The organism is Ruegeria sp. J8 (genome assembly GCF_056531925.1).
Window position 1 is genome coordinate 345306 of record NZ_JBQFMR010000002.1, and the last position, 26936, is coordinate 372241.

The following is a 26936-nucleotide window of genomic DNA, read 5'->3' on the forward strand; positions in this document are numbered from 1 at the left end:
TTGCCAACCCTTTCGCTATTCAACTTGAAAACTCAATCTCAACGCAGGTCCCGTTCGCATTGCTATCATGGGACGTCTGTACATTGGATCTTGAACTCGCAATTGCGCGCATAGTCTGGCGATTCAAAAAGATTGAAAATTCTTGACGCCCAATATCCAGAACTTTGGTTCTGGGGTCGCCAACCCTGGTACGACGACCGTTTTCGGAAAACGTATACGGCTCGCCGAACCAACTGAATGAAAGTAGACGATAGCTGGTTCTGTTGATCGAAGCCCAGGTTTTCGGAGTATTGATGCCCTGCATTTCAACTTCGTGAAGCACAACCGAATGTTGACTTTCATCAACTGAAAAAACGACTCGCGTTGGTGTTGGACGGTTTACCAGGCCTTTACCGAAGACACATTCAAACGATTCTGCATATGTCTCGGAAGCGGCAAAGTTTGGCAGGCTCAGACCGGCAATGAAGCCATACACAAGTAATTTTGAAATTCTCATTACCGACGTCACTATTAATATTTCGTCTATTGCTACCGCATAGGTCAGGCACCCGCAATGGGGGAAAATAACGTAGCACGGCACGACAATAAATTGTGCTGCAAAGTAGGCTTTACCGACTAATTGGGCGCTCAAAAAGAAAGGCCACCAGTACAAGACATGGTGGCCCTACTTCAAAACGATAAAGGTTCAGATTCAGTAGATCCCGACCTCGCTGCCCGGTTGTGCGGCCACTTTAAGCAAGTTGAACGCGTAATCCGCAGCCGAACGGAAACAGACAACGCGGAAAGTCTCAGTGTCGTCCATCCAGAACGCCCCTGCGATCTGTGCAAGGCGCGAGCGGCGGATTTGACCGGGTTGGAAGGCCTCGGCCGACAGCTCGACCGGGGCAATTTTTCCCAGAACCTCGCGGGCACTGGTGCCCGAGACACGGAACACAGCCCGCGCGTCCGACACGTTTACAGCCAACGAATGGGTGCCGCTTAGTGTCTTGGTCATGGCCGCCAGCTTGGCGTCGACTTCGGCATAGGGCACCAGCACTAGCAATTCGTCCGAGGACATCCAGCACACGCCGGACTCACCTTCCACGAAAGCTTCGCGCTGACCGGGCATTTTTTGCCCGGTTGCGTCTTTGACGGCCTTCGCCAGCGCCTTATCGGACAGATCGCCGCGCAGCGTGATCATGCCTTGCAGGCCGCATTCTTCGACTTTGGCGATGCCCTCAAAGCTGGCGTGGTTCAGTGCGCTGATGGGTTCAGACATTCTGCTTCTCCCCGTCCTTGTCGTAAAAGATCGGGTCAACGATCTTGGCTTTGTAGGTTTTGCCGTCGGTGCCCGGGAACTCGACAATCTCGCCCATCCGGTCAGGACCGTGCTTGATCAGGCCCATGGCGATGCCTTTGCCCAGATTGGCCGAGTAATAGGTCGAGGTCACACGCCCGATCATGTTGCGCTGACCGTTGGCATTGACGCCTTCGCCCACCGCATAGGCACCATCGGGAAGGACAGAACCATCCACAGTCTCAAGCCCGACCAGTTTCCAGCGGTCCGGATCGGCCATGTGGCTGCGTGTATGAGCGCGCTTGCCCAGATAGTCCTCTTTCTTTTTCGACAGCGCCCAGTGCAGCCCCAGATCCTGCGGGATCACGGTGCCGTCTGTCTCGTCGCCGATCATGATAAAGCCCTTCTCGGCCCGCAGGATGTGCAGACATTCGGTGCCGTAAGGCATCACGCCGAATTCTTTGCCCGCGTCCATCAGAGCGTCCCAGAAGGCCTGACCCTGAGATGCGGGAACCGCGATCTCATAGGACAGCTCGCCCGAGAACGAGATGCGATAGGCTCGCGCGCCGAACGCGCCGATCTTGCCATCGCGCCATTCCATGAATGGCAGCGCCTCTTTCGACAGATCCATGCCGCCGCCCGCCTGTGCGTTCAGCTTGTCCAGCACCTTACGAGCGTTGGGGCCGACCACGGCGACCTGTGCGTATTGCTCGGTCACGTTGGCGACGTAGACTTTCCAGTCCCACCACTCGGTCTGCAGCCATTCTTCCATGTGACCATGGATACGCTCGGCACCGCCGGTGGTGGTGTGGCACAGCCATGTATCTTCGTCGATCCGCGCGACAACACCGTCGTCGATCAGGAAGCCGTTCTCTGAACACATCAGGCCATAGCGGCATTTGCCGACCTTCAGCGTGGACATCATGTTGGTATACAGCATGTCCAGGAACTTGCCCGCATCGGGGCCCTTGACGATCAGCTTACCCAGCGTCGAGGCATCCAGCAGGCCGAGGTTTTCACGGGTGTTCTTCACCTCGCGATTGACCGCGTCATGCACGGATTCACCGGGACGAACATAGGCATAGGTCCGGCGCCAATGGCCGACCGGCTCCCAATCAGCGCCGTTCTTGTCGTGCCAATCATGCATCGGGGTTTGACGGATCGGCTGGAACACCTCACCGCGTGCCTCACCGCCAATCGACGCCAGCGAGATGGGCGTATAGGGCGGGCGGAAGGTGGTGGTGCCGACCTTCGGGATTTCGGAATCCAGCGCATCAGCAAGGATCGCCAAGCCGTTGATGTTGCTTAACTTACCTTGGTCGGTCGCCATGCCCAGCGTCGTGTAGCGCTTGGTGTGCTCAACGCTTTCGTAACCCTCGCGCGCGGCCAATTGTACGTCGGATACTTTGACGTCGTTCTGGAAATCCAGCCAAGATTTCATCCGCAAACCGATCTCGGCATTGGCGGGCATCAACCAAACCGCCGCCATCGGAGCCTCAGCCGTGGTCTCACCGACCGGAGCCTTAGTGCGTTTCGCTGTGAAACCAGCCGCCTTGGCTGCTGCCTTGCCCGCTGCATCCGCGTCGGTCAGAACATCGCCCAGCGCCAGCGGACCATTCGACGAGCCCGCGGCCAGAACGAACCCTTCACCATCAGCGCCCAGAGGAGGCCGCGACGGGTCAGGCCGGAAATGCGCCTGCGCCTCATCCCAGATCAGTTTGCCGCCGCAATGCGACCACATATGCACGACCGGAGACCAGCCGCCCGACATGGCGACCGCGTCGCACTCGACCTCTTCGCGTGCACCGCCGATGCCTTCCTGATTGCACAGTTCGACCTTTTTGACGCGTTTGCCGCCCTTGACCTTGGCAATGGCTTTGCCCGGATCGACCTGAATGCCAAGCTGGCGCGCCTCATCGGCCAGCGGTCCGGCTGTCGTGCGCGCATCCACGATACGCAGAACCTCGACACCGGCCTGTTTCAGGATGATCGCAGTGCGATAGGCGTCATCATTGTTGGTCGCAACGATTACGCGGTCGCCGGGGGTCACGCCCCAGTTCACCACATAGTCGCGCATGGCCGAGGCCAGCATCACGCCCGGCACATCGTTGCCCGCAAAGGACAGCGGACGTTCGATCGCGCCGGTGGCAGTTACAACCTGTTTGGCGCGGATACGCCACAGCCGGTGACGTGGGCCCTGAGTGCCCGGCTTGTGGTCGGTCAAACGCTCATATCCCAGCACGTAACCGTGGTCATAAACCCCGGCCCCCATGCAACGATTGCGCATCGTGACGTTGTCCATTGCTTCGAGTTCGGAAACCAATTGTTCCACGAACTTATCCACAGGCTCATCATTGATCGTACCACCGTCAACCGGAGCCCGGCCACCCCAATGGGCAGTCTGCTCGATCAGCATGACTTTGGCACCGGACGCGGCTGCCACTTTCGCAGCCTGAAGACCCGCTACACCGCCGCCGATTACCAGAACATCGGTGAAGTGGTAGAAGTGCTCGTACGTGTCCGCATCGCGGTTGTCCTTGTCAGGCGCTTTGCCAAGACCCGCGGACTGACGGATGAACGGCTCGTAGACGTGTTTCCAGAACGGCTTGGGATGAATGAACATCTTGTAGTAGAAGCCCGCCGGCAAGAAGCGCGACAGGTGGGTGTTGATCGACCCGATATCAAACTCGAGGTTCGGCCAGTGGTTCTGCGAGATCGAGGTCAAGCCATTGAACAGCTCGGTCGTGGTTGCACGCTGGTTCGGCTCGAACCGGTTGCCCTGCCCCAGACCGACCAGAGCGTTCGGCTCTTCCGCGCCGCTGGCGACAACGCCGCGCGGACGGTGATATTTGAACGATCGGCCCATCATCATTTGATCATTGGCCAGCAGGGCCGAGGCCAGCGTGTCGCCCTCATAGCCCTGCATCGAGGTGCCGTTGAAGCTGAATGTAACCTGTTTCGACCGGTCGATCAGCCGGCCTTGATTTGCGAGACGGGTGCTCATGTTGCGGACCTTTCGCAGGCGGAATTACGGGTGGCTGGTTGGATCATTCGAACTCTCTCCAGGTCCAGCCGGGGCGCTTGGCGGTGATCGCCTCGCGGATTTCTTGCGGAGGCTCGGTGGTCTGAGCGGAATAGGTACCGAAGACTTCGAGCGTGTTGGTGCAGCGCGCCGCATGGAACCACTTGCCGCAACCATTGGCGTGGCGCCAGCGTTCGAAGTGAACGCCTTTGGGGTTTTCACGCATGAACAGGTAGTCGTGGAACTCATCATCCGACGAGCCGGGGCCATAGCGCTTGAGATGCGCCTCGCCGCCTGCGGCCAGTTCGGTTTCTTCGGCGTCGACGCCGCAATATGGGCAATTCAGGATCAGCATCTGGTCATCCTTTTGGCAGCAGGTACACGGCAGTGTCCTGCGAAATCAGCGTGTCGGGCGCGTAAGATTTTTCGACGAAAAACCTCATCAGTGCGCCACCCCGGCGGCGACGCTTTCGTCGATGAAGCGGCCCTCTTTAAAACGGTCCATCGTGAAGGCTTCGGTCAGCGGCGAATGACCCGTAGCCATCAGCTGCGCCATACCCCAGCCTGAGCCCGGAATGGCCTTGAAGCCGCCCGTGCCCCAACCAGCGTTGATAAAGCATCCACCCAGAGGCGTTTTCGACAGGATGGGTGAGCGGTCGCCGGTCATGTCCACAATACCGCCCCACTGGCGCAACATCTTCAGGCGCGAGATCATCGGGAAGGTCTCGACCAGCGCCCGCACCGTTTCCTCGATATGATGGAACGAACCGCGCTGGGTGAAGTTGTTGTAAGCGTCAGTGCCGCCACCGATGACCATCTCACCCTTATCGGATTGCGACATGTAGCCGTGCACAGTGTTGGCCATCACAACCACGTCCATGCAGGGTTTGATCGGCTCGGACACCAGCGCCTGCAGCGCCACGGCCTCAAGCGGCAAACGGAAGCCCGCCATCTCGGCCAGCTGACCGGAATGGCCCGCGACCACAATGCCCAGCTTGTCACAGTCGATCGCGCCTTTGGTGGTGTCGACGCCCACAACGCGGCCATTTTCCTGACGCACGCCGGTGACTTCGCATTGCTGGATGATGTCCATTCCCATGGCCGAACAGGCACGGGCGTAACCCCAGGCCACCGCATCGTGACGCGCGGTACCACCGCGTTCCTGCCAAAGACCGCCCAAAACCGGATAGCGCGGCCCGTCCAGATTGATGATCGGCACCAGCTCTTTGACGCGCTCGGGCGTGATCCACTCGGTCTTCACGCCTTGCAACGCGTTGGCATGGGCCGTGCGTTGATAACCGCGGATCTCGTGCTGTGTCTGCGCCAACATGATCACGCCGCGCGGGCTGAACATGATATTGTAGTTCAGATCCTGGCTCAGATCCTCGTAGAGGCTGCGTGCCTTTTCGTACAACGCCGCCGACGGATCCTGCAAATAGTTCGACCGGATGATGGTCGTGTTCCGGCCGGTATTTCCGCCACCCAGCCAGCCTTTTTCGATCACGGCGACATTCTGAATGCCGTAATTTTTACCTAAGTAATACGCCGTAGCCAAACCATGACCACCGGCACCGACGATTATCACGTCGTATTTCCTCTTAGGCTCGGGCGAACGCCAAGCGCGTTCCCACCCGGTGTGATAGCGCAGCGCTTCACGCGCCACAGCAAAGGCTGAATAGTGTTTCATAAGCGAATCCATCCGGTTCGGTGATTGTGCGAAGGTATGCCGCGTAACGACACTATACCCCTGCCGTTCAACGCCGTAATATCGCACTATTGCGACATAGCGCCCAATATTGCGTGTTGTAATCGTCTCGCGGCCATTTGTCCCTTTTTTCTACGCGCCTGCAGGTCTAAGTCAGGGCAGCTATACTGGAGCTGTCATGACTTTCTGGGCCCTCTTGATCCTCACCGCGCTGCTGATTGCCGCGTTCCTTGGCTATGCGATGTTCAGGGGGCGTAAAAACCGTGAACCCGCCGCAGCCTACGACCTGCGTGTGTATCGCGAGCAACTGGCAGGTGTTGATCGCGATCTGGCGCGGGGCGTCGTCAGCGAAGCGGACGCAGAACGTGTGCGAACCGAAATCTCGCGCCGCATTCTGGCCGCCGACGCGCAGATGCAGGCGCAAACGGATCAGGATGGACCGCCGCTCTGGGCCAATGTCGTCGCAATCTCGGTCGTTGCTGCCGTTTTAGTAGGCGGCGGATTCTGGATGTATCGCCAGATGGGCGCGGCCGGACTACCGGATCAGCCACTGGAGCTGCGCAAGGAGATGGCCGAAGCCTTACGGGCCGACCGCCCCAGCCAGGCTCAGGTCGAGGCCGACCTACCCGCCGCTCCACAGCCGCAACTGGACGAAAGCTACGCTGCCCTACTGGAGCAATTGCGTGAAACAGTCTCGACACGCCCCGACGACCTGCAAGGCCATATCCTGCTGGCGCAACATGAGGCAAACGCAGGGAATTTCCGGGCTGCCTACGCCGCGCAGCAGCGGGTGATCGAACTTTCCGGTGACGCCGCTCCGGCGGATGCCTATTCGCATCTGGCCGAGATGATGATCCTGTCGGCCAATGGCTATGTCTCGCCTGAGGCGGAAGAGGCGTTGAAGCAGGCATTGCAGCGTGATCCGCGTCATGGCCCTGCAAACTACTATCTGGGGCAAATGATGGTTCAGGTCGGACGTCCTGACATCGGCTATCGCATCTGGATCGACGCCCTGCGCGTCGCCCCACCCGGCGCGCCTTGGGTCGAGGCCATCTACGCCCAGCTTGACGATCTGGCTTTCCGGGCAGGCGTGTTTAACCCGCCAAATATCCCGGCACCGTCCGGCCCTAGCCGTGAAGACATCGACGCCGCCGCGGCTTTGACGCCAGAGGAACGGCAAGAAATGATCCAAGGCATGGTCAACCAGCTGTCAGATCGTCTGGCCACCGAAGGCGGTCCGGTCGAGGATTGGGCGCAGCTTATTGCCGCTTTGGGGGTTCTGGGTGAAGGCCAGCGCGCGATTGATATCATGAAAGAAGCCGTGGACATCTTTGCAGGCGATACCGAGGCGCTGGAACTGCTTGACGCAGCCGCGTTTCAGGCCGGGATCGCGCAATGATCCACGACGCGTTTGAAGATTTCGCATCGGCTCTTGCACCAATGACGGCGCTGATGGGGCTGGATCTGGGGGAAAAGACCATTGGGGTCGCGGTCTCGGACCGGATGCGCGGCGTGGCCAGCCCTCTGGAGACTGTTCGACGTAAGAAATTCACGCTCGATTCCGCACGCCTGCTAGAGCTGATTGCAGAACGTGAAATTGGCGGAGTTATTCTGGGCCTGCCAAAAAACATGGACGGATCCGAAGGCCCCCGGTGCCAGTCGACCCGCGCTTTTGCCCGCAATATGATGCGTCTGACCGATGTCCCCATCGGGTTCTGGGACGAACGCCTCAGCACTGTTGCGGCAGAAAAAGCACTGCTTGAGGCGGATACGACACGAAAACGTCGCGGACAGGTTATTGATCACGTCGCCGCCGGTTATATCTTGCAAGGAGCGCTGGACAGGCTGCGCTTTCTGTAAGGACGGATGACGCCTATGACAAACATGGTCTGGAAACGGAATGAGGTCGAAAGCCCTTGTGTCCAGATTTGCGTCGTGCACCCGACAGAGCGGATCTGCACCGGCTGCTATCGCACCATCGACGAGATCTCGCGCTGGTCCAAGATGGACAGTTCCGAACGTGCCGAGATCATGGATTCCTTGCCCGACCGCAAGCCGCAGCTTGCAAAACGGCGGGGCGGACGGTCGGCGCGTCTGAACAAATCCTGACCCTACCTCCCCGGTTCCCGACCCCTGTGCCGCGCCTGCGCCGTTGCAGGTTGGTCTGAACTCCGAGGGGGTCAAGTTCGAAGACATTTTGTGAGTGAGTGGCAACCCACAACGGCGCGTTTCGGCATTTTTGTTGCCCCGCGTGGTCGACGGGGCAAACATTGGGACACTAGATTTTTTCTGACTGGTCAATCAAGAACAACATGTCGCCAAATGGGCTGACTTGGCGTCAATCCGCCGATCCTGACACTAGCCAGCGGCAAGCCAGGTCTTTGCGTTATCTATCTCTTCTGCCGGGAAAAACTGGGTACGCGCACCCAGCACATGGCTTGCGACGCGTTGCGCCAGATGTTGCCACGCCTTGTCGCCCACGATAGCCGCGCGATCCAGCCGTCCGATATGGCCGCTTGCCAGTCGGAAATGCGCAGCTAAAGCCGTAAGGCCCCGCCAGCCGTCAAAAGCGCTGAGGTCGATCAGCAGACGAAACCCGATCTTGTCGCGCAGCAGATCGTCCAGATGCGCCCCGGCCTTTTGGTATTCGTCGGGGTCCAGCTTGCCCAACAGGCTGATCTGAACACAGGGTCCGCCCAAATCGGTCACATGGATCGAGCCCAGGGATTCGCGCAGCCACCGCCGCGCCTCTTCGATATCGGCCAGTTCGAAAACCTGCATTGGACAGGGCATGATCGGCGCGGCCAGACGAGTGCTGGTCTGCACCCACCCCTGATCAGCCACCACGGCGATCCGATCAAAGCCGCGCCAATGGCTGAGACCCAGCTTGGTATCCGACCACGCCGCCCCCAGGTCATAGCCCTTGAACTCGGGCTGAACGACGGCCATCAGGCGCACGGTCTCATGCTCTGCCAGCGCCGCTTCGATCGCTGGAACAAGCGTTTCGCTGTAATCGGTGCTGGTGACTTCGCCGGACAGCTCGACTTCGATCTGAGCTCCGTCCGAACTTGTGTGAACCGTAATCATACCCCTAAACCTCCAAACCAAAACAATGGCGGCAGGTTACGGAGATTCGATCCACTCGGCCACACCCCCTGCGCATTCGGGGCGGAAATAGGCAATCATCCGACCGTCCGGCCCGGCATTTGCACCATCCGGCCACGGCGCGACCCCGTGCAGGCAGTGGCGATGCAGCAAATACGCCTCGCCAGGTTTGGCGGGCAGTTCGATACGCGGGCAGGTGTTGAACACCTCCCGTCGGGCGGTTTGGTAGATGTCGGTGATATCCACCTCGTGCAGCCTGTCGCGGGGGTGATCCATCAGCCCTTCTGCAAAAGCGGTGCGCAGGATTTTGTGGCTGCCCTCCCACAGAACCATGGGTGAGGCATCAGCACTGGCATCGGTCAGCGGTATTCCCAATATCCACGCGTGCGGCTCATCCACGCGGCGGCGGCGGTCCGGTCCCGTCGGGCGCAGACCATCCACATGCGCCGCATCCCGATTGCGTCGATACCGCGCTGCCGCCTCATTCTCGCCCCGGCGCGGTTTGGGGTAGCCAGGATAGATGATCGAGACCTGACCTTTGTGCAAGGGCAGTGTTCCGTACTGTTCGACAATAAACCCCATGGCCTGCCCGGACAGGACATCCGACTGCCCGACCCGTCCCTGCGCATCATTGTCCAGTGCATCTACGCCGATGAACCAAGTGCCCTCGCAATCCACCCATTGTGCATGGGCCGGATCCGCCACCGAGGCGCGTGCCTGTGGCAAAGCGTGCCGCACCCAATCAGCCAAAACCGGATCATAGGGGAACTTCACCCAGCCCCTCTCGTGGAAATCCATCACAGCCCCACCGCCTTGCGCAGCATGTTCAGCGCGACCAATGTCAGAAAGACCGCAAAGACCCTTTTGAGTGGTTTCGGGTCCATCGCATGGGCCAGTTTTACGCCCCAAGGCGCCGTAATCATGGTCATTGCGACCACGATGGCGAAAGCAACCAGATTGACCGCGCCGATGGTCAGCGGCGGGCGGTGTTCGGGCGCGATGCCCAGAAACAGAAAGCCGATGACCGACGGCACGGCGATGATTACACCAAACCCGGCAGCCGTCGCGACGGCACGGTGAATTGGCGTGTTGAACAGGCTCATAAGCGGCACGCCGAAACTGCCCCCTCCGATGCCCATCAGGACCGACAGGAACCCAACGCCCGGAGACAGGACCGCACGCCGCACGCCCTTGGGCATCGCGTCACCTAGCCGCCATTCCGACTTGCCCAACCCCAAATAGGCCCCTATCACCATCCCAAGTACGCCGAACAGCGCCTGCAATGCCTCGGTTCGCAGGGCCGACGCCACCATCACGCCGAGGATTGCGCCCAGCGCGATGCCCGGCCCCCAGCCTTGCAGGATCGACCAATCCACCGCACCTTTCTTGTTATGGGCCAGAACCGAGCGGATTGACGTGACAATGATTGTGGCCAGCGAAGTTGCAAGACACAGCTGCATCAGTTGCGGACCGCCATAACCAAGCGTTTGAAACGCATAGAAAAAGGCCGGAACCAGAACGATCCCACCGCCAACGCCCAGCAATCCGGCCAACACGCCCGCGAACGCTCCGATCACAAGCAAAAGTGCCAGCATCTGAACCAGCAACATCGTCTCTGGCATCTTTCCCCCATCCCGACCCAAAGGCCGCGTTTTGAATTCTCACGCGTCAGTCAAAGACGCAACGCGGTCGAGCGCCTGCAACATGACCTCAGGTCCTGCACCGTCCTGCACGGCCCCTTCGGACAAGGCCCGTCGCCAGGCACGCGCGCCGGGACGTCCCGCGAACAGGCCCAGCATGTGGCGGGTGATCTGATGCAAACGCCCCCCCGCGGCAAGGTGTTGCTCGACATAAGGCACAATTTTTTGAACCGCATCGACCGGATCGGCGGCCCGCCCGGTCCCGTAGATCAGCGGGTCCGCCTCTGCCAGAATATCGGCGGGCTGGTGATAGGCAGCTCGGCCGATCATGACACCATCCAGCCCTTGATCCAGATGCTCTTGCGCCTGTTTCAGCGAGATGATGCCGCCATTGATCGACACATGCATATCGCTGAACTGCGTCTTCATCCGGTGCACCAAATCATAATCGAGCGGCGGGATATCGCGGTTTTCCTTGGGGCTGAGCCCCTGCAGCCACGCCTTGCGCGCATGAATGGTGACGCGTTCGCACCCTGCCGCGCGGATGGCCTGAAGAAAGGCGGGCAGAACCTGCTCCGGGTCTTGATCATCAACGCCGATCCGGCATTTGACCGTGACCTCGACATCGACCGCCTCGCGCATCGCGGCCACGCATTCGGCCACGCGGGCCGGGTCTTTCATCAGCACCGCGCCGAATGTGCCCGATTGCACGCGGTCCGACGGGCAGCCGCAGTTCAGATTGATCTCATCGTACCCGACCTCGCCCCCCAGACGCGCGGCTTTCGCCAGTTCGGCGGGGTCCGACCCACCCAGTTGCAGCGCTACGGGATGTTCCTGTGGGCTATAGTCCAACAGATGCAGCGCCCCGCCGCGTACCAAAGCGGGGGCCGTGACCATCTCGGTGTAAAGCAGGGTCTCGGCGCTCAGCAGACGGTGCAGATACCGGCAATGGCGGTCTGTCCAATCCATCATGGGGGCGACGCTCAGGCGCGCTGCATTTCGTATTTCGTTCGTCACCAGGTTCGCCTTACACGCTCAAGAAAGGCACCTTTACAAAGCATTTGGTGCCGAATTGCCGATTCGAGTGCGGCACCCTTTATCACATACGCTCGAAACGAACAGCAGCAGGCGACGAAACGCGGCCGCATTCGATCAAGGCCGGTCAACAGGCGAAAAGCGCGTCAGTTCTTTTCCGTATGGGTCACAGCGCGCCACCCCTTGGGCAAAGGGGCGCTCAGCAACTCACGCGCGCGGGTTTTCATGACTACCGACGCGGGGTCGCCGCCACGCAGTTGATCTGCCGCCTCAAACGCTGCAATCGCCTGCTCGAACCGTTTGGCCCGGTAATGTGCCAGCCCTTGTTCGTAGGCCACAATCCAGTCGTCAGGGGCGTCGAACCCATCTCGCATGCCGATCAGCTCATAAACCACCAGCTCCTGATCCCGCCCAAAGAGGGTCAGTGTGTCCAGTTCCCGCACGACAATCGCATCGCCCGACTCGCGCCGCGTTTCCGGGCCGATCAGGATCAAAGTACCAAAAGACCGGTTCGCCCCTTCCAACCGGCTGGCCACATTCACCACATCACCGATGGCCGTATAGTTGAGCCGCTGTTCCGAACCGATATTGCCCACCAGAGCTTCACCGCTGTTCAAACCGATGCGCACACGCAGGGGGTGCCCAGCGTCGTCCACGATACCGGCCTCATCGACAGCGGCGATCAGGTCCAACGCGGCGCGGCAAGCATTTTCGGCGTGATCGGCATCGGTACGCGGAGCGCCCCAGAACGCCATTACCGCATCCCCCATGAACTTGTCGATGGTGCCGTCATGGCGAGTAATCGCGGTAGATGCCGCGCTGAAAAACGGCTCCATCAATTGTACGATGCGCGGACCCAGCTTTTCGGACAGCCCAGTGAAGCCGGTCACATCGCAAAACAGGACTGAGATCCGTTTGATGTCCCCGCCCGGTTGCGATTTGATGCCCTCGGCAACCAGCATGCGCACCAGATCGGTCGGGACATATTTGCGAAAAGCCGACAAACCGGCCGCCATGCTCGCAGTTGCAGCAGACAGATTGGCCAGTTCGGACAGCTTCGAGGGCCTGCGCGAGATTTCTTCGACGTCAAATCGTTCGATTTTGTTTAGGTCTTCGGCGATGCGCGCCAGCGGTTTGGCCACAATGCTGCGCGCCAGCCAGATCGTCGACCCGATGGCCAAAGTCACCACGACGATAAGAATATACAGCAGGTTGATCAGCGTCTTGTCGATCCCCGACAAGAACGCAGATTCCGGGATCACCGTGGCCACCCGCCAGCCATAAAACCCCAGCGGGGTCAGTGCGACCGCGTAGGGAACCCCGTCGATCACCACCCTCTGGTTCTGGCTGCCCGCCGCTTTGGCCTTGGAGCCGCCTAAAAGCTGTTCGCCCGAGATCATGGCAACTTCGTAAAGTTCGCCTTCGCCCATCCGCGCAGGCGTCACCTCATCCGCTTCTTGATCAGGAACCGCAATGACCTTGCCATCCGCATCCAGAATAAAGGCCGCCCCGAATTCACCGGGGTTCAAAGTGGCCAGAAAGCGCGAAAGCCGGTCCGTTTCGATCGCGACGGCCAAGACACCTTCGCGTCTGCGGTTCACATCGACAGGTCCAGCAAACGCGTAAACGGTTTTGTTGCTGCCCGGCAAATCACGTGCTTCGATCCACCCCTGAGAGTTCAGACCCATGAAATTCCCAAACCACGCGTGGTCACGGGGGTCATAAGTGGTCTCCGAAAAGGTGCGCGCCTCAAACTGAATGTCGCCGGGGATGAAAATATACTGGTCCTTGCGCAACATGCGGTCGTGGATTTGGTCGTCAATTTCGACCATCTCAAGCCCACCATCACCCAGACGATGCGAGGCAAAGAAATTGCCGTCCGGCCAGCCAAAGAAAATCCACGAGATGTTGGGCTGTGCCTGCAATTGCGACAGAAACACGAATTCGCGCTTATCGGCCTGACGGGTCTCAATAACGTTTTGCACAAAGATCGTACGCACCGCCGCCCAGGCGGCCTCGGCCGAGCCCAGCGTCGCGCCCACCTCAGTACGCACGGTATTGGCGATCTGCGTGTTGATTTCTGCAGCCAGCATGCGGCTGTTATCGCGCGCCGTCGTCCACCACAAGGAATGGACCACAAACGTCGAGACGCCGATCGAGAAGGCAACTAGGATTGAGACAGCGATGCCGACGCTAAGTCGCATGAACGCTCCGAAAAAGTAACGTTTGACACAGTATTCCGTTCAGAACGGAAAAGAAGCAAAGCTTACTTTGATTTTGCGCGAAAATCTCACGCAAGTGTTAAAGATGCGTCATCACGCGTCATCGGCAAACCTGCAAGCAGAGGTAGAAACACCCGCGCAGGATTGCCACGCCGCAACCGCGCTGTGGATCACTGGCCATAGCGGCTCAGGATCATCTCAACGCTGCTGTTGATTGTGTCGGTCATTTCGGCCTCGCTCAGGACACTGCCGGTGAACACCATCGGCCAGAACGCCCGCGCCTTGATCAATCCGATGAACTCCTGACCTGCGGCGTCGGGGTCGTCGATTTGCAACTGGCCGTCCTCTGCCGCGTCCCGTAACATCCGAATGAACACCGAGGTCTTGTCCAGTTTGCCCTGCGCTGCCGCCGCAAGTTCGGGGCTGCGCAAAACTTCGCTGATCACCATACGCGACATTGCCATCACCTCGGGCAGCATCAGAATACGCCCTTCGGCCCAAGCCAGTTCAGTCAGTTGCTCGCGGATATCGCGGCCCTTTTCATAGCGGATATCCAGCACACCGGCGAACCGGTTCGACAGCTCCACCACGATGGACCGGAACAAATTTTCCTTGCTTTCGAAATACTTGTACAATGTGCGCTTGGACACTTCGGCGCGAGCAGACACACGGTCCATACTGGCCGCCGCGAACCCCTTTTCCTGGAACTCGGCGACGGCAGCTTCGATGATCTGAGCGTGTTTGGCCGCATTCGGCGCGCTTATGTCGTTCATATCTGCAAGCTATAAGCCCATTGACAGAGCAAGGTCAAACACTAGGTAAACGCATGGGTTTACAGAGATTGGAACGTCACCTATGGTAAACCCGCAAGTTTACCGATTCAGGTAGCCAGCCCAACATGGAGTATCTCCCCTCATGTCACTGACCTTGAAACTGAACGGCCAGACCCACACGGTCGACGCCGAACCCGGCACGCCCCTTCTGTGGGTGATCCGGGATGAATTGAAGCTGACCGGAACCAAATTCGGCTGCGGCGTCGCGTCTTGCGGTGCGTGCACCGTGCATCTGAATGGCGAGCCCGTGCGCTCGTGCCAGACCTACATCGAAGACGTCGAAGATGCTGAGGTCACGACGATTGAGGCCGTGGGCGACGACAAAATCGGCGCCGCAGTCCAGCAGGCCTGGGTCGAGCTGGACGTGGTCCAGTGCGGCTATTGCCAGTCGGGTCAGGTGATGTCGGCTGTCGGGTTGCTGTCCGAGAACCCAAAGCCCTCGGTCGAGGAAATTGACGAGTACATGTATGGCAACGCCTGTCGCTGCGCCACCTATCAACGCATCCGCGCCGGCGTCCAGCGCGCATCCGAGATTCTGGAGGCCTGATCTATGACCATCAACACCTCTCGCCGTGCATTTCTGAAAGGTGCCGCTGCTGCCGGTGCCGTGCTGCTGGTCGGTGCCCGCCCCGATGGCGTATTGGCGGCGGCTTCGTCCGAGTCCGCGCAGTTAAATCCCTTCGTGAAAATTGACGCGGATGGCACCGTGACCGCCATCGTAAAGCATTTTGAAAAGGGTCAGGGCCCGGCCACCGGCCTGCCGACGCTGATCGCCGAGGAAATCGGCCTGACCATGGATCAGATCGAATATGAATTCGCGCCGTCGGACCCGAATGTCTATAACAACCTTCTGTTCGGTCCCTTCCAGGGCACGGGCGGATCTACCGCGATGGCGAATTCCTGGCTGCAATATCGTCAGGCAGGCGCTGCCGCACGCGAGATGCTGATCAACGCCGCCGCCCAAAGCTGGGGCGTGGATGCGTCGGGCATTACCATCGAAGAAGGCATCGTCAAGGCCGGTGACAAGTCCGCTCCGATTGCGGAGTTCGTGGCAGCCGCTGCTCAGCTAGAAGCGCCGGCCGAGCCACGCCTGAAAGACCCGTCAGAATTCCGCCTGATCGGCAACGCAGCCGTGCGTCGCAAGGACTCGGCCATCAAAGGCAACGGTCAGGCGATGTATGCGATGGATGTGCATCTGCCGAACCAGATGGTCGCGATGATCAAGCGTCCGGAATCCAAGGGCGGTGTCGCACTTGGCTTCGACGACAGCGCATCGAAAGAGGTCAAAGGCTATATCAGCGCCGCTGTTCTGCCCAATCAGGCGGGTGTTGCGGTCTATGCCGAAAACACTTGGGCCGCGATCCAGGCGCGCGACGCGCTTGAGGTCGACTGGGACATGTCGGGGGCCGAGACCCGCGACTCGGATCAAATCAGGTCCGAGATCATGGCCGCGCTGGATGCTGAACCCACCTACAACGTGAACAAGGCGGATGTTGGAACGGTTTCGGCAGCCATCGACGGCGCGGATAAGGTGGTCGAAAAGACCTTCTACTTCCCACTGCTGGCCCACGCACCGATGGAGCCGTTGAACTGCACCATCGAACAAACTGCTGAGGGTGACATCGTCCTGCATGACGGCGCACAGATGCCGACGGGCCCTCATATGGCCTATCAGCAGATATTCCAGCTGCCACCCGAGAAGATCCACATCAAGACTATGCTGGCTGGTGGTTCCTTTGGCCGTCGCGCCACGCCCGATGCGGACTATCAGGTCGAAGCCGCGCTGGCCTTTGTGGTCACCGATCGCTCGCGCCCAGTGAAACTGGTCTGGACGCGGGAGGATGACATTCGCAACGGTTACTATCGCCCCGCCTTTGGCCATAAAGTCCGTGTGGGTCTGGATACGGACGGTAATATCGTTGGCTGGCAACATCAGATCGCCGGGCAATCGGTGATAAAAGGCACCGCGTTCGAGGCCGTTCTGGTGCATGACGGCGTCGATCACAGCTCGGTCGAAGGTGTGGCTGACAGCCCATATGCCATCCCTGGAATGGCCGTTGGCCTGACCGACACACCCAAGGCGACAACGGTTTTGTGGTGGCGCTCGGTGGGTCATACCCATACAGCCTATGCGATGGAAACCATGATGGACCTAGTGGCCGAAGCCGCAGGTCGTGACCCGGTTGAATTCCGTCTGGCCCACCTCTCCGACAGCACAAACCCCGATCAACAACGTAAGGCCGCCGTTCTGAAACTGGCGGTCGAAAAGGCGGGTTGGGGCAACGTACCCGCGGGGCGCTCTCAGGGGATAGCGGTGCATAAATCCTTTGGGTCTTATGCGGCTGAAGTCGTTGAAATCTCGGGCGATCCGGAAAACGGCATCAAGATCGAAAAGGTCACCTGTGCCGTGGATTGCGGCATCGCGGTGAACCCCGACGTGGTCAAAGCGCAGATGGAAGGCGGCATAGGCTATGGCATCGGCCATGTGATGCGCGACCAGATCACGCTGACAAGCGGGGCGGTCGATCAGTCCAACTTCCCGGATTACGAGCCGCTGCGCATCAGTGATATCGCCGCCATCGACGTGCATATCGTGCCGTCCGCCGAGGCGCCGACTGGCGTGGGCGAACCCGGAACGCCCCCGTCCGCACCGGCGCTGGCAAATGCGATCCACGCGATGTCAGGCGTTCTGGTGGCCGAGCATCCGATGGCTGAAAACGGTGTCAGCTTCGCCTGACCCCCTGCCCCGCGCCGCCTGAACCCGGCGCGGGCTTAATTTGATCAAATTTCGTGACAAGGCGCGCCGTGTCGACTAAACCTCGGGAGAACCACAATGATGGAGCCCCCGATGGACCTGAGCGCCTTGCACAGTTTTCGCGTTGCAGCCTGTGACCTGAACGGTCAGTTGCGGGGCAAACGCGTGCCGCCCTCGTATTCCGACAAGCTGGACAAAGGCTCCGTGCGGATGCCGTTCTCGGCGCTGAATGTGGATCTGTGGGGCGCGGATATTGACGGCAGTCCGCTGGTGTTTGAATCCGGTGATGCCGATGGTGTGCTGCTGCCTACCGATCGCAGCGCGGTCCCAATGCCTTGGCTTGAGGTGGACACCGCACTGGTGCCCATGTGTCTGTACGACGACCACGGCACCCCCTTCGCCGGAGACCCCCGCCACGCGCTTGGCGCTGTGCTGGACCGTTATACCCAGCGCGGCTGGTCGGTAATCGCGGCGACCGAGCTGGAATTCACTCTGCTCGATTCCTCGGGCGCGCAGCCACAACCGCCGATGAACCCCATTACCGGGCGCAGGCTGGTGGATGAGGCTGTTCTGTCCATGGCCGAGATGGACGCGTTCGATGCCTTTTTCACCGAGCTTTACGATGGCTGCGCCGCGATGGGCATCCCCGCCCAGACCGCCATTTCCGAAAGCGGCATCGGCCAGTTCGAAATTAACCTGAACCATCAGGATGCGATGCGTTGCGCCGACGATACATTGCTTTTCAAGGTATTGACGCGCGGACTTGCCCGCAAGCACGGGTTTACCGCAACGTTCATGTCCAAACCCTATGCTGATGATGCGGGCAACGGGATGCATGTGCATTTCTCGGTCGTGGATCAGGCCGGTCGGAACGTCTTTGACAATGGCGGCCCCGAGGGGACGGACACGCTGCGCCACGCAGTTGCAGGGTGTCTGGCGGCGATGCCCGGTAGCACGCTGATCTTTGCGCCGCACGGCAATTCCTACACCCGGCTCGTGCCCGGTGCCCACGCGCCCACCGGTGCAAGTTGGGCTTACGAGAACCGCACCGCTGCCCTGCGCATTCCCGGCGGTGCCCCTGCCGCCCGCCGGATTGAACATCGCGTGGCCGGTGGCGACATCAACCCCTACCTGATGCTGGCCGCCGTTCTGGGTGCCGCGATGAACGGGATCGAGGACGCAGCTCAGCCGCCCGCCCCGATCACCGGCAACGCCTATGAAATCGGTGGCCTGCCCCAACTGGCGGGCGATTGGGAGGCCGCGATCACTACCTTCGAATCCGACCCCAAAGTGGCGCGCATCTTCCCTGCTGATTTGATCCGCTTTCTGGCGATGACCAAACGGCAGGAAGTCCGACGCTTCGCCGAGCGTCCCCCCGAAGAGCACTGGCTAAGCTACGTCGAGGCCGTCTGACCCCCCTTGCCCGGCCCCTTTGGGTTCGTTAGAATGAATTTGATCAAATTTGGTGACTCATGAAAATCGGCATCCTTGTAACCGGCCACCCCCCGGACGAACTGTACGGTGAGTTCGGCACCTATGACGGCATGTTCCGTGCCTTGCTTGGGGGGAACGGGTTCACGTTCGAAACCTACAACGTCGTTGATGGAGAGTTTCCCGCCAGCACGGATGCGGCTGAGGGCTGGGTCATCACCGGCTCGCGCCATGGAGCGTATGAGGATCACGCGTGGATACCCCCGCTGGAAAATCTGATCCGCGCGATCCGCGACAAAGGCCAGCCGCTGATTGGCGTCTGCTTTGGCCACCAGATCATCGCACAGGCGCTGGGCGGAAAGGTTGAAAAGTTCACCGGAGGCTGGGCCGTTGGGCGCACCGACTATGACCTTGATGGCCAGACAGTTACCCTGAATGCGTGGCATCAGGATCAGGTAGTCGCCCTACCCGACGGCGCGCGTGTCACCGGCACCAACGATTTCTGTCGCAACGCCATGGTGGCTTATGGCGACACGATCTGGACCGTACAGGCCCACCCCGAATATGGTGACCGTTTTATCCAGGGCCTGATTGAGACACGCGGCAAGGGCCTTGTGCCTGACGAATTGATGCAAGCGGCCACAAACCGCCTGCCTGCCAATGACGACAACCCCAAGATCGGGCAATTCATGGCGGAGTTTTTGAAGAAAGAGAGGGCCTGATGGCCGACTGGACAGACCAACTGCCGCAGGCAGCCCGCAGCTATTTCGACGGCCACCGACTGGACGAGGTCGAATGCATCATCTCGGACCTGCCCGGCATCGCGCGCGGCAAGGCAGTGCCCGCCTCGAAATTCGCCAAGCAATCCTACTTCCACCTGCCAGACAGCATCTTTTACCAGACCATCACCGGTGATTGGGGCGAGGCCGCGGGTGAGGACGGGTTCATCGAACGGGACATGATCCTGAAGCCGGACTTTACGACCGCATCCGCCGCACCGTGGACCGGCGACTGGACGCTGCAGGTAATCCACGATGCCTACGACCGCGATGACAACCCGATCCCATTCAGCCCGCGCAATGTTCTGAAACGCGTGGTGCAACTGTATCACGACAAGGGCTGGAAACCGGTCGTCGCCCCAGAGATGGAGTTCTTTCTGGTTGCCCCCAACGTGGATCCCGCGCAGGAAATCAAGCCGATGATGGGCCGCTCGGGCCGTCCGGCGGCGGCGCGGCAGGCGTACTCGATGACAGCCGTGGACGAGTTCGGACCAGTGATCGACGACATCTATGATTTCGCCGAACACCAAGGGTTCGAGATTGACGGCATTACGCAGGAAGGCGGCGCGGGCCAGCTGGAGATCAACCTGCGCCACGGCAATCCCGTGAAGCTGGCCGATGAGGTGTTCTATTTCAAACGCCTGATCCGCGAGGCGGCGTTGCGCCACAACTGTTTTGCTACTTTCATGGCGAAACCGATCGTGGATGAGCCGGGTTCGGCCATGCATATCCATCATTCGATCATCGACATGGAGACCGGGCAGAACATTTTCTCGGGCCCACAAGGGGGCGAAACGGACGCATTCTATCACTTCATCGCCGGGTTGCAGAACCACCTGCCCTCGGGTCTGGCTGTGATGGCGCCCTATGTGAATTCGTATCGCCGCTATGTGAAAGATCACGCCGCGCCGATCAATCTGGAATGGGCGCGCGACAACCGCACCACGGGCATCCGCGTACCGCTGTCGGGGCCCGAGGCGCGCCGGGTCGAAAACCGCATCGCCGGGATGGACTGCAACCCCTATCTGGGCATCGCCCTGTCGCTGGCCTGCGGCTATCTGGGCCTGGTCCAACAGGAACGCCCGCGCCGTCAGTTCTATGGCGACGCTTACGAAGGCGACGGCGATATCCCGCAGGTCATGGGCAATGCTCTGGACCTATTCGATGAAGCGACCGCCTTGCATGAGGTTCTAGGCCCCGAGTTTGCCCGCGTCTATGGCATCGTCAAACGCGCCGAGTATGAAGAGTTCCTGCAGGTTATCTCTCCGTGGGAGCGTGAGCATCTGCTGATGAATGTCTGAACTGCGATGAACCTGCTTTATTCCAACGACCGCAAGGCTGAATATCCAGCCAGCTGGTACGCGGCCACGGTCAATCCTATCGACAGGTTTCCCGCGCTGACTGGCAATGAAAAGGCGGATGTCTGCGTGGTCGGCGGCGGCTATACTGGCCTGTCCGCAGCGCTGCATCTGGCCGAGGCCGGGTTCAGCGTGGTGCTGCTTGAGGCGCATCGTGTGGGCTTCGGTGCGTCGGGCCGCAATGGCGGTCAGTTGGGCAGCGCACAACGGATGGATCAGGAAGACCTTGAGCGGCTGGTTGGTGATGACGATGCGGTGAAGCTGTGGGATCTTGCCGAGGATGCGAAGGCACTGGTCAAATCGCTGATTGCGAAACACCAGATCGACTGCGACCTGAAACCGGGCGTTGCCGTTCTAGGCCTGTCCAGCGGAGAACAGCAGGAATTGCACGATCACGCGGCTCACTTGTCTGACCGCTATGGCTATGACCAGATGGAGCTGCTGGACGAAGGCGCGGGCCACGGTCTGTGCCCCTCGCCCGCCTATCGCGGAGGCTATCTGGATATGGGTGCGGCGCATCTGCATCCGCTGAACTACGCGCTTGGACTGGCGCAGGCGGCGGCCAAGGCAGGCGTGCGGATTTATGAGGGCACCGAGGTGACGGGAGTCGAGGAAACCTCGCCCGCCATCATCCACACCGCGCAGGGCAAGGTCACTGCCGATCACGTCATTCTGGCCTGCAACGGATATCTGGGGGGCCTGAACAGCAAGGTCGCTGCGCGGGTCATGCCGATCAACAATTTCATCGCTGCGACTGAGCCTTTAGGCACAGATGCTGCCCGTGTTCTGACCCGAGACGTAGCGGTGGCCGATACGAAATTCGTGGTGAACTATTTCCGCCTCAGCGCCGACAACCGGCTGCTATTTGGTGGCGGCGAAAGCTATGGTTACCGCTTCCCTGCGGATATCGCCGCCAAGGTCCGCAAGCCGATGGTCGAGATTTTCCCGTATCTGCGCGACGTCAAAATCGACTATGCCTGGGGCGGCACGCTGGCGATCACCATGCGGCGGATGCCGTATCTGGCGCGGGTTGCGCCCAATATCCTGTCAGCCTCGGGCTACTCTGGTCACGGGGTCGGAACTGCCACCCATGCGGGGCAATTGATGGCGCTGGCCATTCAGGGACAGGCCGAAGGCTTCGACACCATGGCGCGCGTCCCCGCCCTGCCCTTCCCCGGAGGCCCCTCCCTGCGCAGCCCCCTGCTGGTGCTGGCAATGACGTGGTTTGCGCTAAGGGATCGGCTGGGATTGTGAGCCCAAAACCAAAACTCGAATTTTTGCGCGTCAAAGTACACTCAACTCTGTTTGGCAGGCGCTACAAGTAATGGGCACCGTAAGTGTGCCAAGATGTATCCGTTTCGCGAAATACTCAAAAAATTTGGCCAGCGCGGCAAATTCAGTTCATTTGACGAACGATGCGAAAACCGGAATACTGGCTGCGATGATTTTCCGGTCCCGAGCCTCGAGACGCTACTCGGACTGCGTCCATTCCCGTATTGAATGCACCTCCGCGATATACGCGCTTGCAACTCTCAACGTCGCTTTGGCGTAACCACTCACTTGAGGTGGACCAGCCAGCGTATTCACTGGTGTAGCAGGACCGCGTCTGTTCATTGATATTCCCAGACATATGTCGCACACCCCATGCGTTGGCCGCATCCAATTCATCCACCGGAACAGGCAGCATCCGAGAGAGTAAATCTGGGCGGGGAACACCGCTTAGGCGTTCCGTTCCGAGGCCGTAGAAGTTCGCTTGCTCGGACGTAAGCTCATCCCCTTGCGCAAAACGCGTCTGCGTCCCGGCTCGAGCCGCATATTCCCACTCTGCCTCTGTCGGCAAACGATAAGCTTGGACACCTATCTTTTCGTTTAGCCATTCGACATAGGTCTGCGCGTCCAGATAGGACACCTTCACGACAGGATGGTTACCATACACAGGGATCCTGACATGCTTTTCTTCATCATTGAGTTTTAAGATCACATTGTCAGGAGTATAACCGCCGCACCCGCCATCGTGGACACAGGCCATCCATCGATCATACGTGACTTCGTTGCGCCCCATGGCGATGGGAACATCTATTTCAACGGGGTGTAGCGGACGTTCATCTTTACCAATGGCCGGATGCCCGACCTCGACCAAGGCCAATTTGCCATCGAGCATGACCAGCCCATCAATCGAGTCACCGATCGGACCCCCCATCGTAAATTCACCAAGCGGCAAGGCAACCATCTCGGGGCAGACGTCGCATTCCTGAAACATCTCAAGCGGCGCGACTTCGGTTCCGTCGGACAGGACGTATTGCGCATGAGCTGGCAGAGCGAGAATGGACAGTGAAAAAGCAAGTCTAGCAAGCATGATGGCAACAACCCGGACCGTGAAATGCAATGTTTAGATTGTCCCATTGCCACCCGGGTTCCCCTACGGATGCAAGACGCAATCCGGCGGTCGGGATGCAATTGCCTTCAAATACAACAGTTCGGTGAAATTTCGCGGCATGGTCACGTAGGGGCTTGGATTGAAGTTCTTTTAGCTTTATCTTTTCCAAAGATAGAATTTGGGAAAATCAAATATGACGCTTCCTCCTAACGTTCATGACGCCGAACCCATCCCTGCCGCTGCGCGCGAGGCCATCGACGCCTTGATGCAATCGGGCGACCTGTTTCGCTATACCGCGCCACAGGATGCGCCGGTTTCGCTACTGGAAAGTGAGTTCGCGGCCCTCTTGGGGTCGAAATACGCGCTGGCGGTATCGTCCTGCTCGGCGGCCTTGTTCCTGTCGCTCAAGGCGTTGGGCCTGCCGCGGGATGCGCGGGTGTTGATCCCCGGATTTACCTTTGCGGCGGTGCCCTCCTCGGTCGTCCATGCGGATTGCATTCCGGTTTTGTGCGAAGTGGGCGAGAATTATCGCATCGACATGGCCGATTTCGAGGACAAGCTGGACAGCGTTCAGGCCGTCATCATCAGCCATATGCGCGGGCATACTTCCGACATGGACGCAATCATGGCGTTGTGCGATGCGCGCGATATTCCCGTGATCGAGGACGCGGCCCATTCGCTGGGCACCACCTGGCATGGGCGTAATATCGGCACGATTGGCAAGGTCGGCTGTTTCTCATTCCAGTCCTACAAAATGATCAACGCAGGTGAAGGTGGTATCCTGATCACGGACGACGCCGACCTGGTGGCCCGCGCCGTGATCATGTCGGGCGCGTATGAGCATAACTGGAAAAAACACAAAGGCCCGCATGGCGACAACTCGCCCGAATTGGAGCAAGCCTTTTCTCGCTGGCAGAACCAATTGCCGCTGTATAATTTGCGGATGAGCAACCTCAGCGCCGCCGTGATCCGGCCGCAGATCCCTGAGCTGGCGCGCCGCGTCAAAGACGGGCTCGCCAATCACGACTACGTGGCCGACCGATTGAACACCTCGCCTTATATCAACGTCCCTGCCCCGCTTGCGCCGGAACAACGTGCACCGGATTCGATCCAGTTCAACCTGGTGAACCTGAGCGATGATGATATCCGCGCCTTTGCCGCAGCATCCGAGGCGCGGGGCGTCAAGGTTCAGGTTTTTGGTCTGAGCGAGGACAACGCCCGCGCCTTCTGGAACTGGCAGTTTCTGCCCGAGCAGGTCGATCTTCCCCAAACACGCGAGATGCTGATGAAAGCGTGCGATGTGCGCCTGCCCGTCCGCCTGACACGGGAAGAGCTGGACGTGATTGCTGACATCCTGCTGGCCTCGGTCGGCGAGGTCACCGCCCCCGAGATGGCGTTCGGCACCTGAGCGTCAGCGCGAGGGTACGTAGACAACTCGACTGGACACAAACAGCGCCGCGATCCCTTCGGGGGTTGCGGCGACGCGCGATAAGACACCAGCCACAGCCAGCCCCGATGGCGTGTCAATCAATAAGGGCGCGCCGGAATCCCCCATCATTACAGGGCAACGCGCGGTCATCAGCGCATCAGTCCGCCGAACAACCGGACATGGGTTCGCACGGCTGAGGACATGCGGCCGCACCCCAGCATAACCCGCGACCGATCCGGTCAACATATCCTGCTCTGTCAGAGGAAAAGAACCCAACGTCCGGCCAATCGGGTTCTCCAGTTCAAGCACCGCCCAATCCAGTTCAGGTCCGTAATTGAATGCAGTGCCTTGGCCTTCGGGCAGGACATAGCGCTTGGCGGTCGAGACCGCGGAGGCCTCCCCTCGCTGATACCCAGCAGCAAAGCGGATACTGGATGGCGGGATCCAGCGCTGACGCGCGGCATTGTAAAGGCAATGCGCGGCGGTCAGAACCAGATCATCCGCGACCAAAACGCCGGTGCAATGAGATCGCTGGGCCCTGCTGGCAAAATTGACTCGTCCGATTGCGCGCCATGGCGGTTCAGCCGCATCCAGTATTTCGCGGGCACGGATATCTGCGCTACCATCATCCGCAGCAGACCCAAGCGTGCAGATCGGCGACCACGGCTCAGAAAACTGCCCTTGCGCATAAACGAGCGTTGCCCAACACAGCACAACGCCCGTCAGCACCCAGCGCATGGCAGGTTCAGTTCAGTTTGGATAGTTTCTGCTGAAGCTCGGCAAGCTGCTTTTTGATGTCGTCCAGATCTTCTTTCGGTTCGGATTTGGCTTCATCTTCCTTGTCGGGGCCAGACCACTGGCCAGACAATCCGCCGGTCATCGCCTTCAGAAAAGCCTGTTGCTGCGCCTGCATCGCCTCGAACCCGGGCATCTGGGACATCGGGTTCATGGCGTTCATGTTTTCCATCATCTTGGACTGGCTTTCGCGCAGCATATCGAACGAGCTTTGCAAGAACTGCGGCATCATTCCACCTCCCGGCAGCATGTAACTGCGGACCAGATCGTTCAGCACGTTCACCGGCAGCACGTTTTCGCCCCGGCTTTCATGTTCCGCAATGATTTGCAGCAGATATTGCCGGGTCAGGTCGTCCCCGGTTTTCAGATCAATGATCTGCACTTCACGCCCGTCGCGAATAAATACCGCGATATCTTCCAGCGTGACATAGTCACTGGTCTCAGTGTTATACAGCCGACGGCTGGCATAGCGTTTGATCAGCAACGGTTTTTCTTGTTCTGACACCGTTAACCCTCCCCAAGGATGATGCGTTGCAGCAGAGATTATGCGAGTGCAGAACAAAAAGAAAGGGCAGGTCTTTCGACCTGCCCAACGCGATTGCACCAGATGGGAGGAATGGGTGCGCCTCGCGGCCTTACTTACTTGGCAGCTGTTGCTTTCTTGGCAGCAGCAGTCACCTCGTTGGTGGCTTTCTTGACAGCAGCAGTTGCGTCTTCTGCAGCGTCTTTACCGGCAGCCATCAGAAGCTCGACGGTTTCGCTCTGAACTTTTTTCGCGATTTCAGCGAAAGCAGCCAGGTTTTCAGCGGCAACTTCAGCCGACGCGCTTGCGAAGTCGGTTGCGGCTTTTGCGTAGTCGGCAGGCTCTGCCTTTGCTTTCGACATCTCGGTCAGTTTGGCCAGAGTGTCTTTGGTCCATTTGTTCGAGATTTCTGCCGATTTCTCTGCAGCTTCCAGAGCAACACCCGACAGTTTTTCGTTCAGGGTTGCGGTCGACTTGAAGGCACCTTCCAGAGCGGAAGTGTCAACGGGGAATGCGCCCATGATGTCTTTCAGGGTCGCGGTGAAGTCAGGGGTCTTTGCCATTGTCCAAATCCTTTTTGCCGAACCGGGCCCGCCCCGGTTTTCATCAGCTTGAGGACAATATGATTGCTGCATCGCAGCATTGCAAGAT

Annotated in this window: 25 protein-coding genes; 10 read left to right on the forward strand and 15 right to left on the reverse strand. The window is 59.5% G+C overall.

Annotated elements, in window-relative coordinates; all coding sequences use genetic code 11:
* Positions 1-19: 19 nt before the first annotated feature.
* The 5 genes from ACR0L1_RS05220 to ACR0L1_RS05240 form a co-directional block, all read right to left on the reverse strand.
* Positions 20-631, reverse strand: a complete 612-nt coding sequence (locus ACR0L1_RS05220) for a hypothetical protein (RefSeq protein ID WP_480857510.1) — start codon at positions 629-631, stop codon at positions 20-22.
* Positions 632-691: 60 nt separating this feature from the next.
* Entirely contained in the window at positions 692-1258 is a 567-nt protein-coding gene (locus tag ACR0L1_RS05225) for a sarcosine oxidase subunit gamma (protein WP_170770388.1), read from the reverse strand.
* Positions 1251-4280, reverse strand: coding sequence for a sarcosine oxidase subunit alpha family protein (locus ACR0L1_RS05230; RefSeq protein WP_480857512.1), 3030 nt, complete (start codon positions 4278-4280; stop codon positions 1251-1253). The genes ACR0L1_RS05225 and ACR0L1_RS05230 overlap by 8 nt, the downstream gene beginning before the upstream one ends.
* Before the next feature lie 43 nt (positions 4281-4323).
* Positions 4324-4653, reverse strand: a complete 330-nt coding sequence (locus ACR0L1_RS05235; protein WP_170788870.1) for a sarcosine oxidase subunit delta — start codon at positions 4651-4653, stop codon at positions 4324-4326.
* Between the two features lie 87 nt (positions 4654-4740).
* A complete protein-coding gene (locus tag ACR0L1_RS05240; protein WP_170788871.1) occupies positions 4741-5985 on the reverse strand; it encodes a sarcosine oxidase subunit beta family protein in 1245 nt (414 codons plus the stop codon).
* Positions 5986-6181: 196 nt separating this feature from the next.
* On the opposite strand from ACR0L1_RS05240, the gene ccmI reads away from it, so the two are divergent.
* From ccmI to ACR0L1_RS05255, 3 genes are read left to right on the forward strand one after another with little or no spacing between them, the layout of a single operon-like run.
* Complete coding sequence (gene ccmI / locus ACR0L1_RS05245) at positions 6182-7402, forward strand: c-type cytochrome biogenesis protein CcmI (protein ID WP_480502610.1); 1221 nt, start codon at positions 6182-6184, stop codon at positions 7400-7402.
* Positions 7399-7863 (forward strand): Holliday junction resolvase RuvX, encoded by a 465-nt coding sequence (gene ruvX, locus ACR0L1_RS05250; RefSeq protein WP_170788873.1) that lies wholly within the window; start codon positions 7399-7401, stop codon positions 7861-7863. Before ccmI ends, ruvX begins: the two co-directional genes overlap by 4 nt.
* A 15-nt stretch (positions 7864-7878) precedes the next feature.
* Positions 7879-8112 carry a DUF1289 domain-containing protein gene (locus ACR0L1_RS05255; RefSeq protein ID WP_480502611.1) on the forward strand — a complete coding sequence of 78 codons (234 nt, stop codon included), beginning with the start codon at positions 7879-7881 and terminating at the stop codon, positions 8110-8112.
* 249 nt (positions 8113-8361) lie between these two features.
* On the opposite strand, the gene ACR0L1_RS05260 is transcribed toward ACR0L1_RS05255, so the two are convergent.
* The 6 genes from ACR0L1_RS05260 to ACR0L1_RS05285 all read right to left on the reverse strand — a co-directional run bounded on the left by ACR0L1_RS05260 (position 8362) and on the right by ACR0L1_RS05285 (position 14778).
* Positions 8362-9090: a SpoIIAA family protein gene (locus ACR0L1_RS05260; RefSeq protein ID WP_480857514.1), complete on the reverse strand. Its 729-nt coding sequence runs from the start codon at positions 9088-9090 to the stop codon at positions 8362-8364.
* Positions 9091-9126: 36 nt separating this feature from the next.
* Positions 9127-9906 carry a hypothetical protein gene (locus ACR0L1_RS05265; protein WP_480857516.1) on the reverse strand — a complete coding sequence of 260 codons (780 nt, stop codon included), beginning with the start codon at positions 9904-9906 and terminating at the stop codon, positions 9127-9129.
* Positions 9906-10730 (reverse strand): sulfite exporter TauE/SafE family protein, encoded by an 825-nt coding sequence (locus tag ACR0L1_RS05270; protein WP_170770369.1) that lies wholly within the window; start codon positions 10728-10730, stop codon positions 9906-9908. The genes ACR0L1_RS05265 and ACR0L1_RS05270 overlap by 1 nt, the downstream gene beginning before the upstream one ends.
* A 39-nt stretch (positions 10731-10769) precedes the next feature.
* Positions 10770-11768, reverse strand: a complete 999-nt coding sequence (gene dusA / locus ACR0L1_RS05275; RefSeq protein ID WP_480857820.1) for a tRNA dihydrouridine(20/20a) synthase DusA — start codon at positions 11766-11768, stop codon at positions 10770-10772.
* Between the two features lie 161 nt (positions 11769-11929).
* Positions 11930-13987 (reverse strand): adenylate/guanylate cyclase domain-containing protein, encoded by a 2058-nt coding sequence (locus tag ACR0L1_RS05280; protein WP_480857517.1) that lies wholly within the window; start codon positions 13985-13987, stop codon positions 11930-11932.
* A gap of 188 nt (positions 13988-14175) precedes the next feature.
* Complete coding sequence (locus ACR0L1_RS05285) at positions 14176-14778, reverse strand: TetR/AcrR family transcriptional regulator (RefSeq protein ID WP_170788878.1); 603 nt, start codon at positions 14776-14778, stop codon at positions 14176-14178.
* Positions 14779-14920: 142 nt separating this feature from the next.
* Between ACR0L1_RS05285 and ACR0L1_RS05290 the strand changes: the two genes are divergently transcribed.
* From ACR0L1_RS05290 to ACR0L1_RS05315, 6 genes are all read left to right on the forward strand, one after another.
* Complete coding sequence (locus tag ACR0L1_RS05290) at positions 14921-15385, forward strand: (2Fe-2S)-binding protein (RefSeq protein ID WP_480502616.1); 465 nt, start codon at positions 14921-14923, stop codon at positions 15383-15385.
* Between the two features lie 3 nt (positions 15386-15388).
* Positions 15389-17575 carry a xanthine dehydrogenase family protein molybdopterin-binding subunit gene (locus ACR0L1_RS05295; protein ID WP_480857520.1) on the forward strand — a complete coding sequence of 729 codons (2187 nt, stop codon included), beginning with the start codon at positions 15389-15391 and terminating at the stop codon, positions 17573-17575.
* Between the two features lie 111 nt (positions 17576-17686).
* A complete protein-coding gene (locus ACR0L1_RS05300) occupies positions 17687-19006 on the forward strand; it encodes a glutamine synthetase family protein (RefSeq protein WP_480857821.1) in 1320 nt (439 codons plus the stop codon).
* A gap of 59 nt (positions 19007-19065) precedes the next feature.
* On the forward strand, positions 19066-19746 hold the full coding sequence (locus ACR0L1_RS05305) for a type 1 glutamine amidotransferase (protein ID WP_480857522.1): 681 nt from the start codon (positions 19066-19068) through the stop codon (positions 19744-19746).
* On the forward strand, positions 19746-21104 hold the full coding sequence (locus tag ACR0L1_RS05310) for a glutamine synthetase family protein (RefSeq protein ID WP_170788882.1): 1359 nt from the start codon (positions 19746-19748) through the stop codon (positions 21102-21104). The genes ACR0L1_RS05305 and ACR0L1_RS05310 overlap by 1 nt, the downstream gene beginning before the upstream one ends.
* A gap of 6 nt (positions 21105-21110) precedes the next feature.
* On the forward strand, positions 21111-22415 hold the full coding sequence (locus ACR0L1_RS05315) for an NAD(P)/FAD-dependent oxidoreductase (RefSeq protein WP_480857524.1): 1305 nt from the start codon (positions 21111-21113) through the stop codon (positions 22413-22415).
* 142 nt (positions 22416-22557) lie between these two features.
* Here ACR0L1_RS05315 and ACR0L1_RS05320 read toward each other — a convergent pair whose 3' ends face one another.
* Positions 22558-23547 carry a formylglycine-generating enzyme family protein gene (locus ACR0L1_RS05320; RefSeq protein WP_480857526.1) on the reverse strand — a complete coding sequence of 330 codons (990 nt, stop codon included), beginning with the start codon at positions 23545-23547 and terminating at the stop codon, positions 22558-22560.
* A gap of 184 nt (positions 23548-23731) precedes the next feature.
* Between ACR0L1_RS05320 and ACR0L1_RS05325 the strand changes: the two genes are divergently transcribed.
* Entirely contained in the window at positions 23732-24946 is a 1215-nt protein-coding gene (locus ACR0L1_RS05325) for a DegT/DnrJ/EryC1/StrS family aminotransferase (RefSeq protein ID WP_480857528.1), read from the forward strand.
* A gap of 3 nt (positions 24947-24949) precedes the next feature.
* Here ACR0L1_RS05325 and ACR0L1_RS05330 read toward each other — a convergent pair whose 3' ends face one another.
* The 3 genes from ACR0L1_RS05330 to ACR0L1_RS05340 form a co-directional block, all read right to left on the reverse strand.
* On the reverse strand, positions 24950-25705 hold the full coding sequence (locus tag ACR0L1_RS05330; protein ID WP_480857530.1) for a trypsin-like serine peptidase: 756 nt from the start codon (positions 25703-25705) through the stop codon (positions 24950-24952).
* A 7-nt stretch (positions 25706-25712) separates the two neighbouring features.
* Entirely contained in the window at positions 25713-26267 is a 555-nt protein-coding gene (gene phaR / locus ACR0L1_RS05335; protein WP_170770347.1) for a polyhydroxyalkanoate synthesis repressor PhaR, read from the reverse strand.
* Between the two features lie 134 nt (positions 26268-26401).
* A complete protein-coding gene (locus tag ACR0L1_RS05340; RefSeq protein WP_170770646.1) occupies positions 26402-26848 on the reverse strand; it encodes a phasin family protein in 447 nt (148 codons plus the stop codon).
* Between the last annotated feature and the right edge of the window lie 88 nt (positions 26849-26936).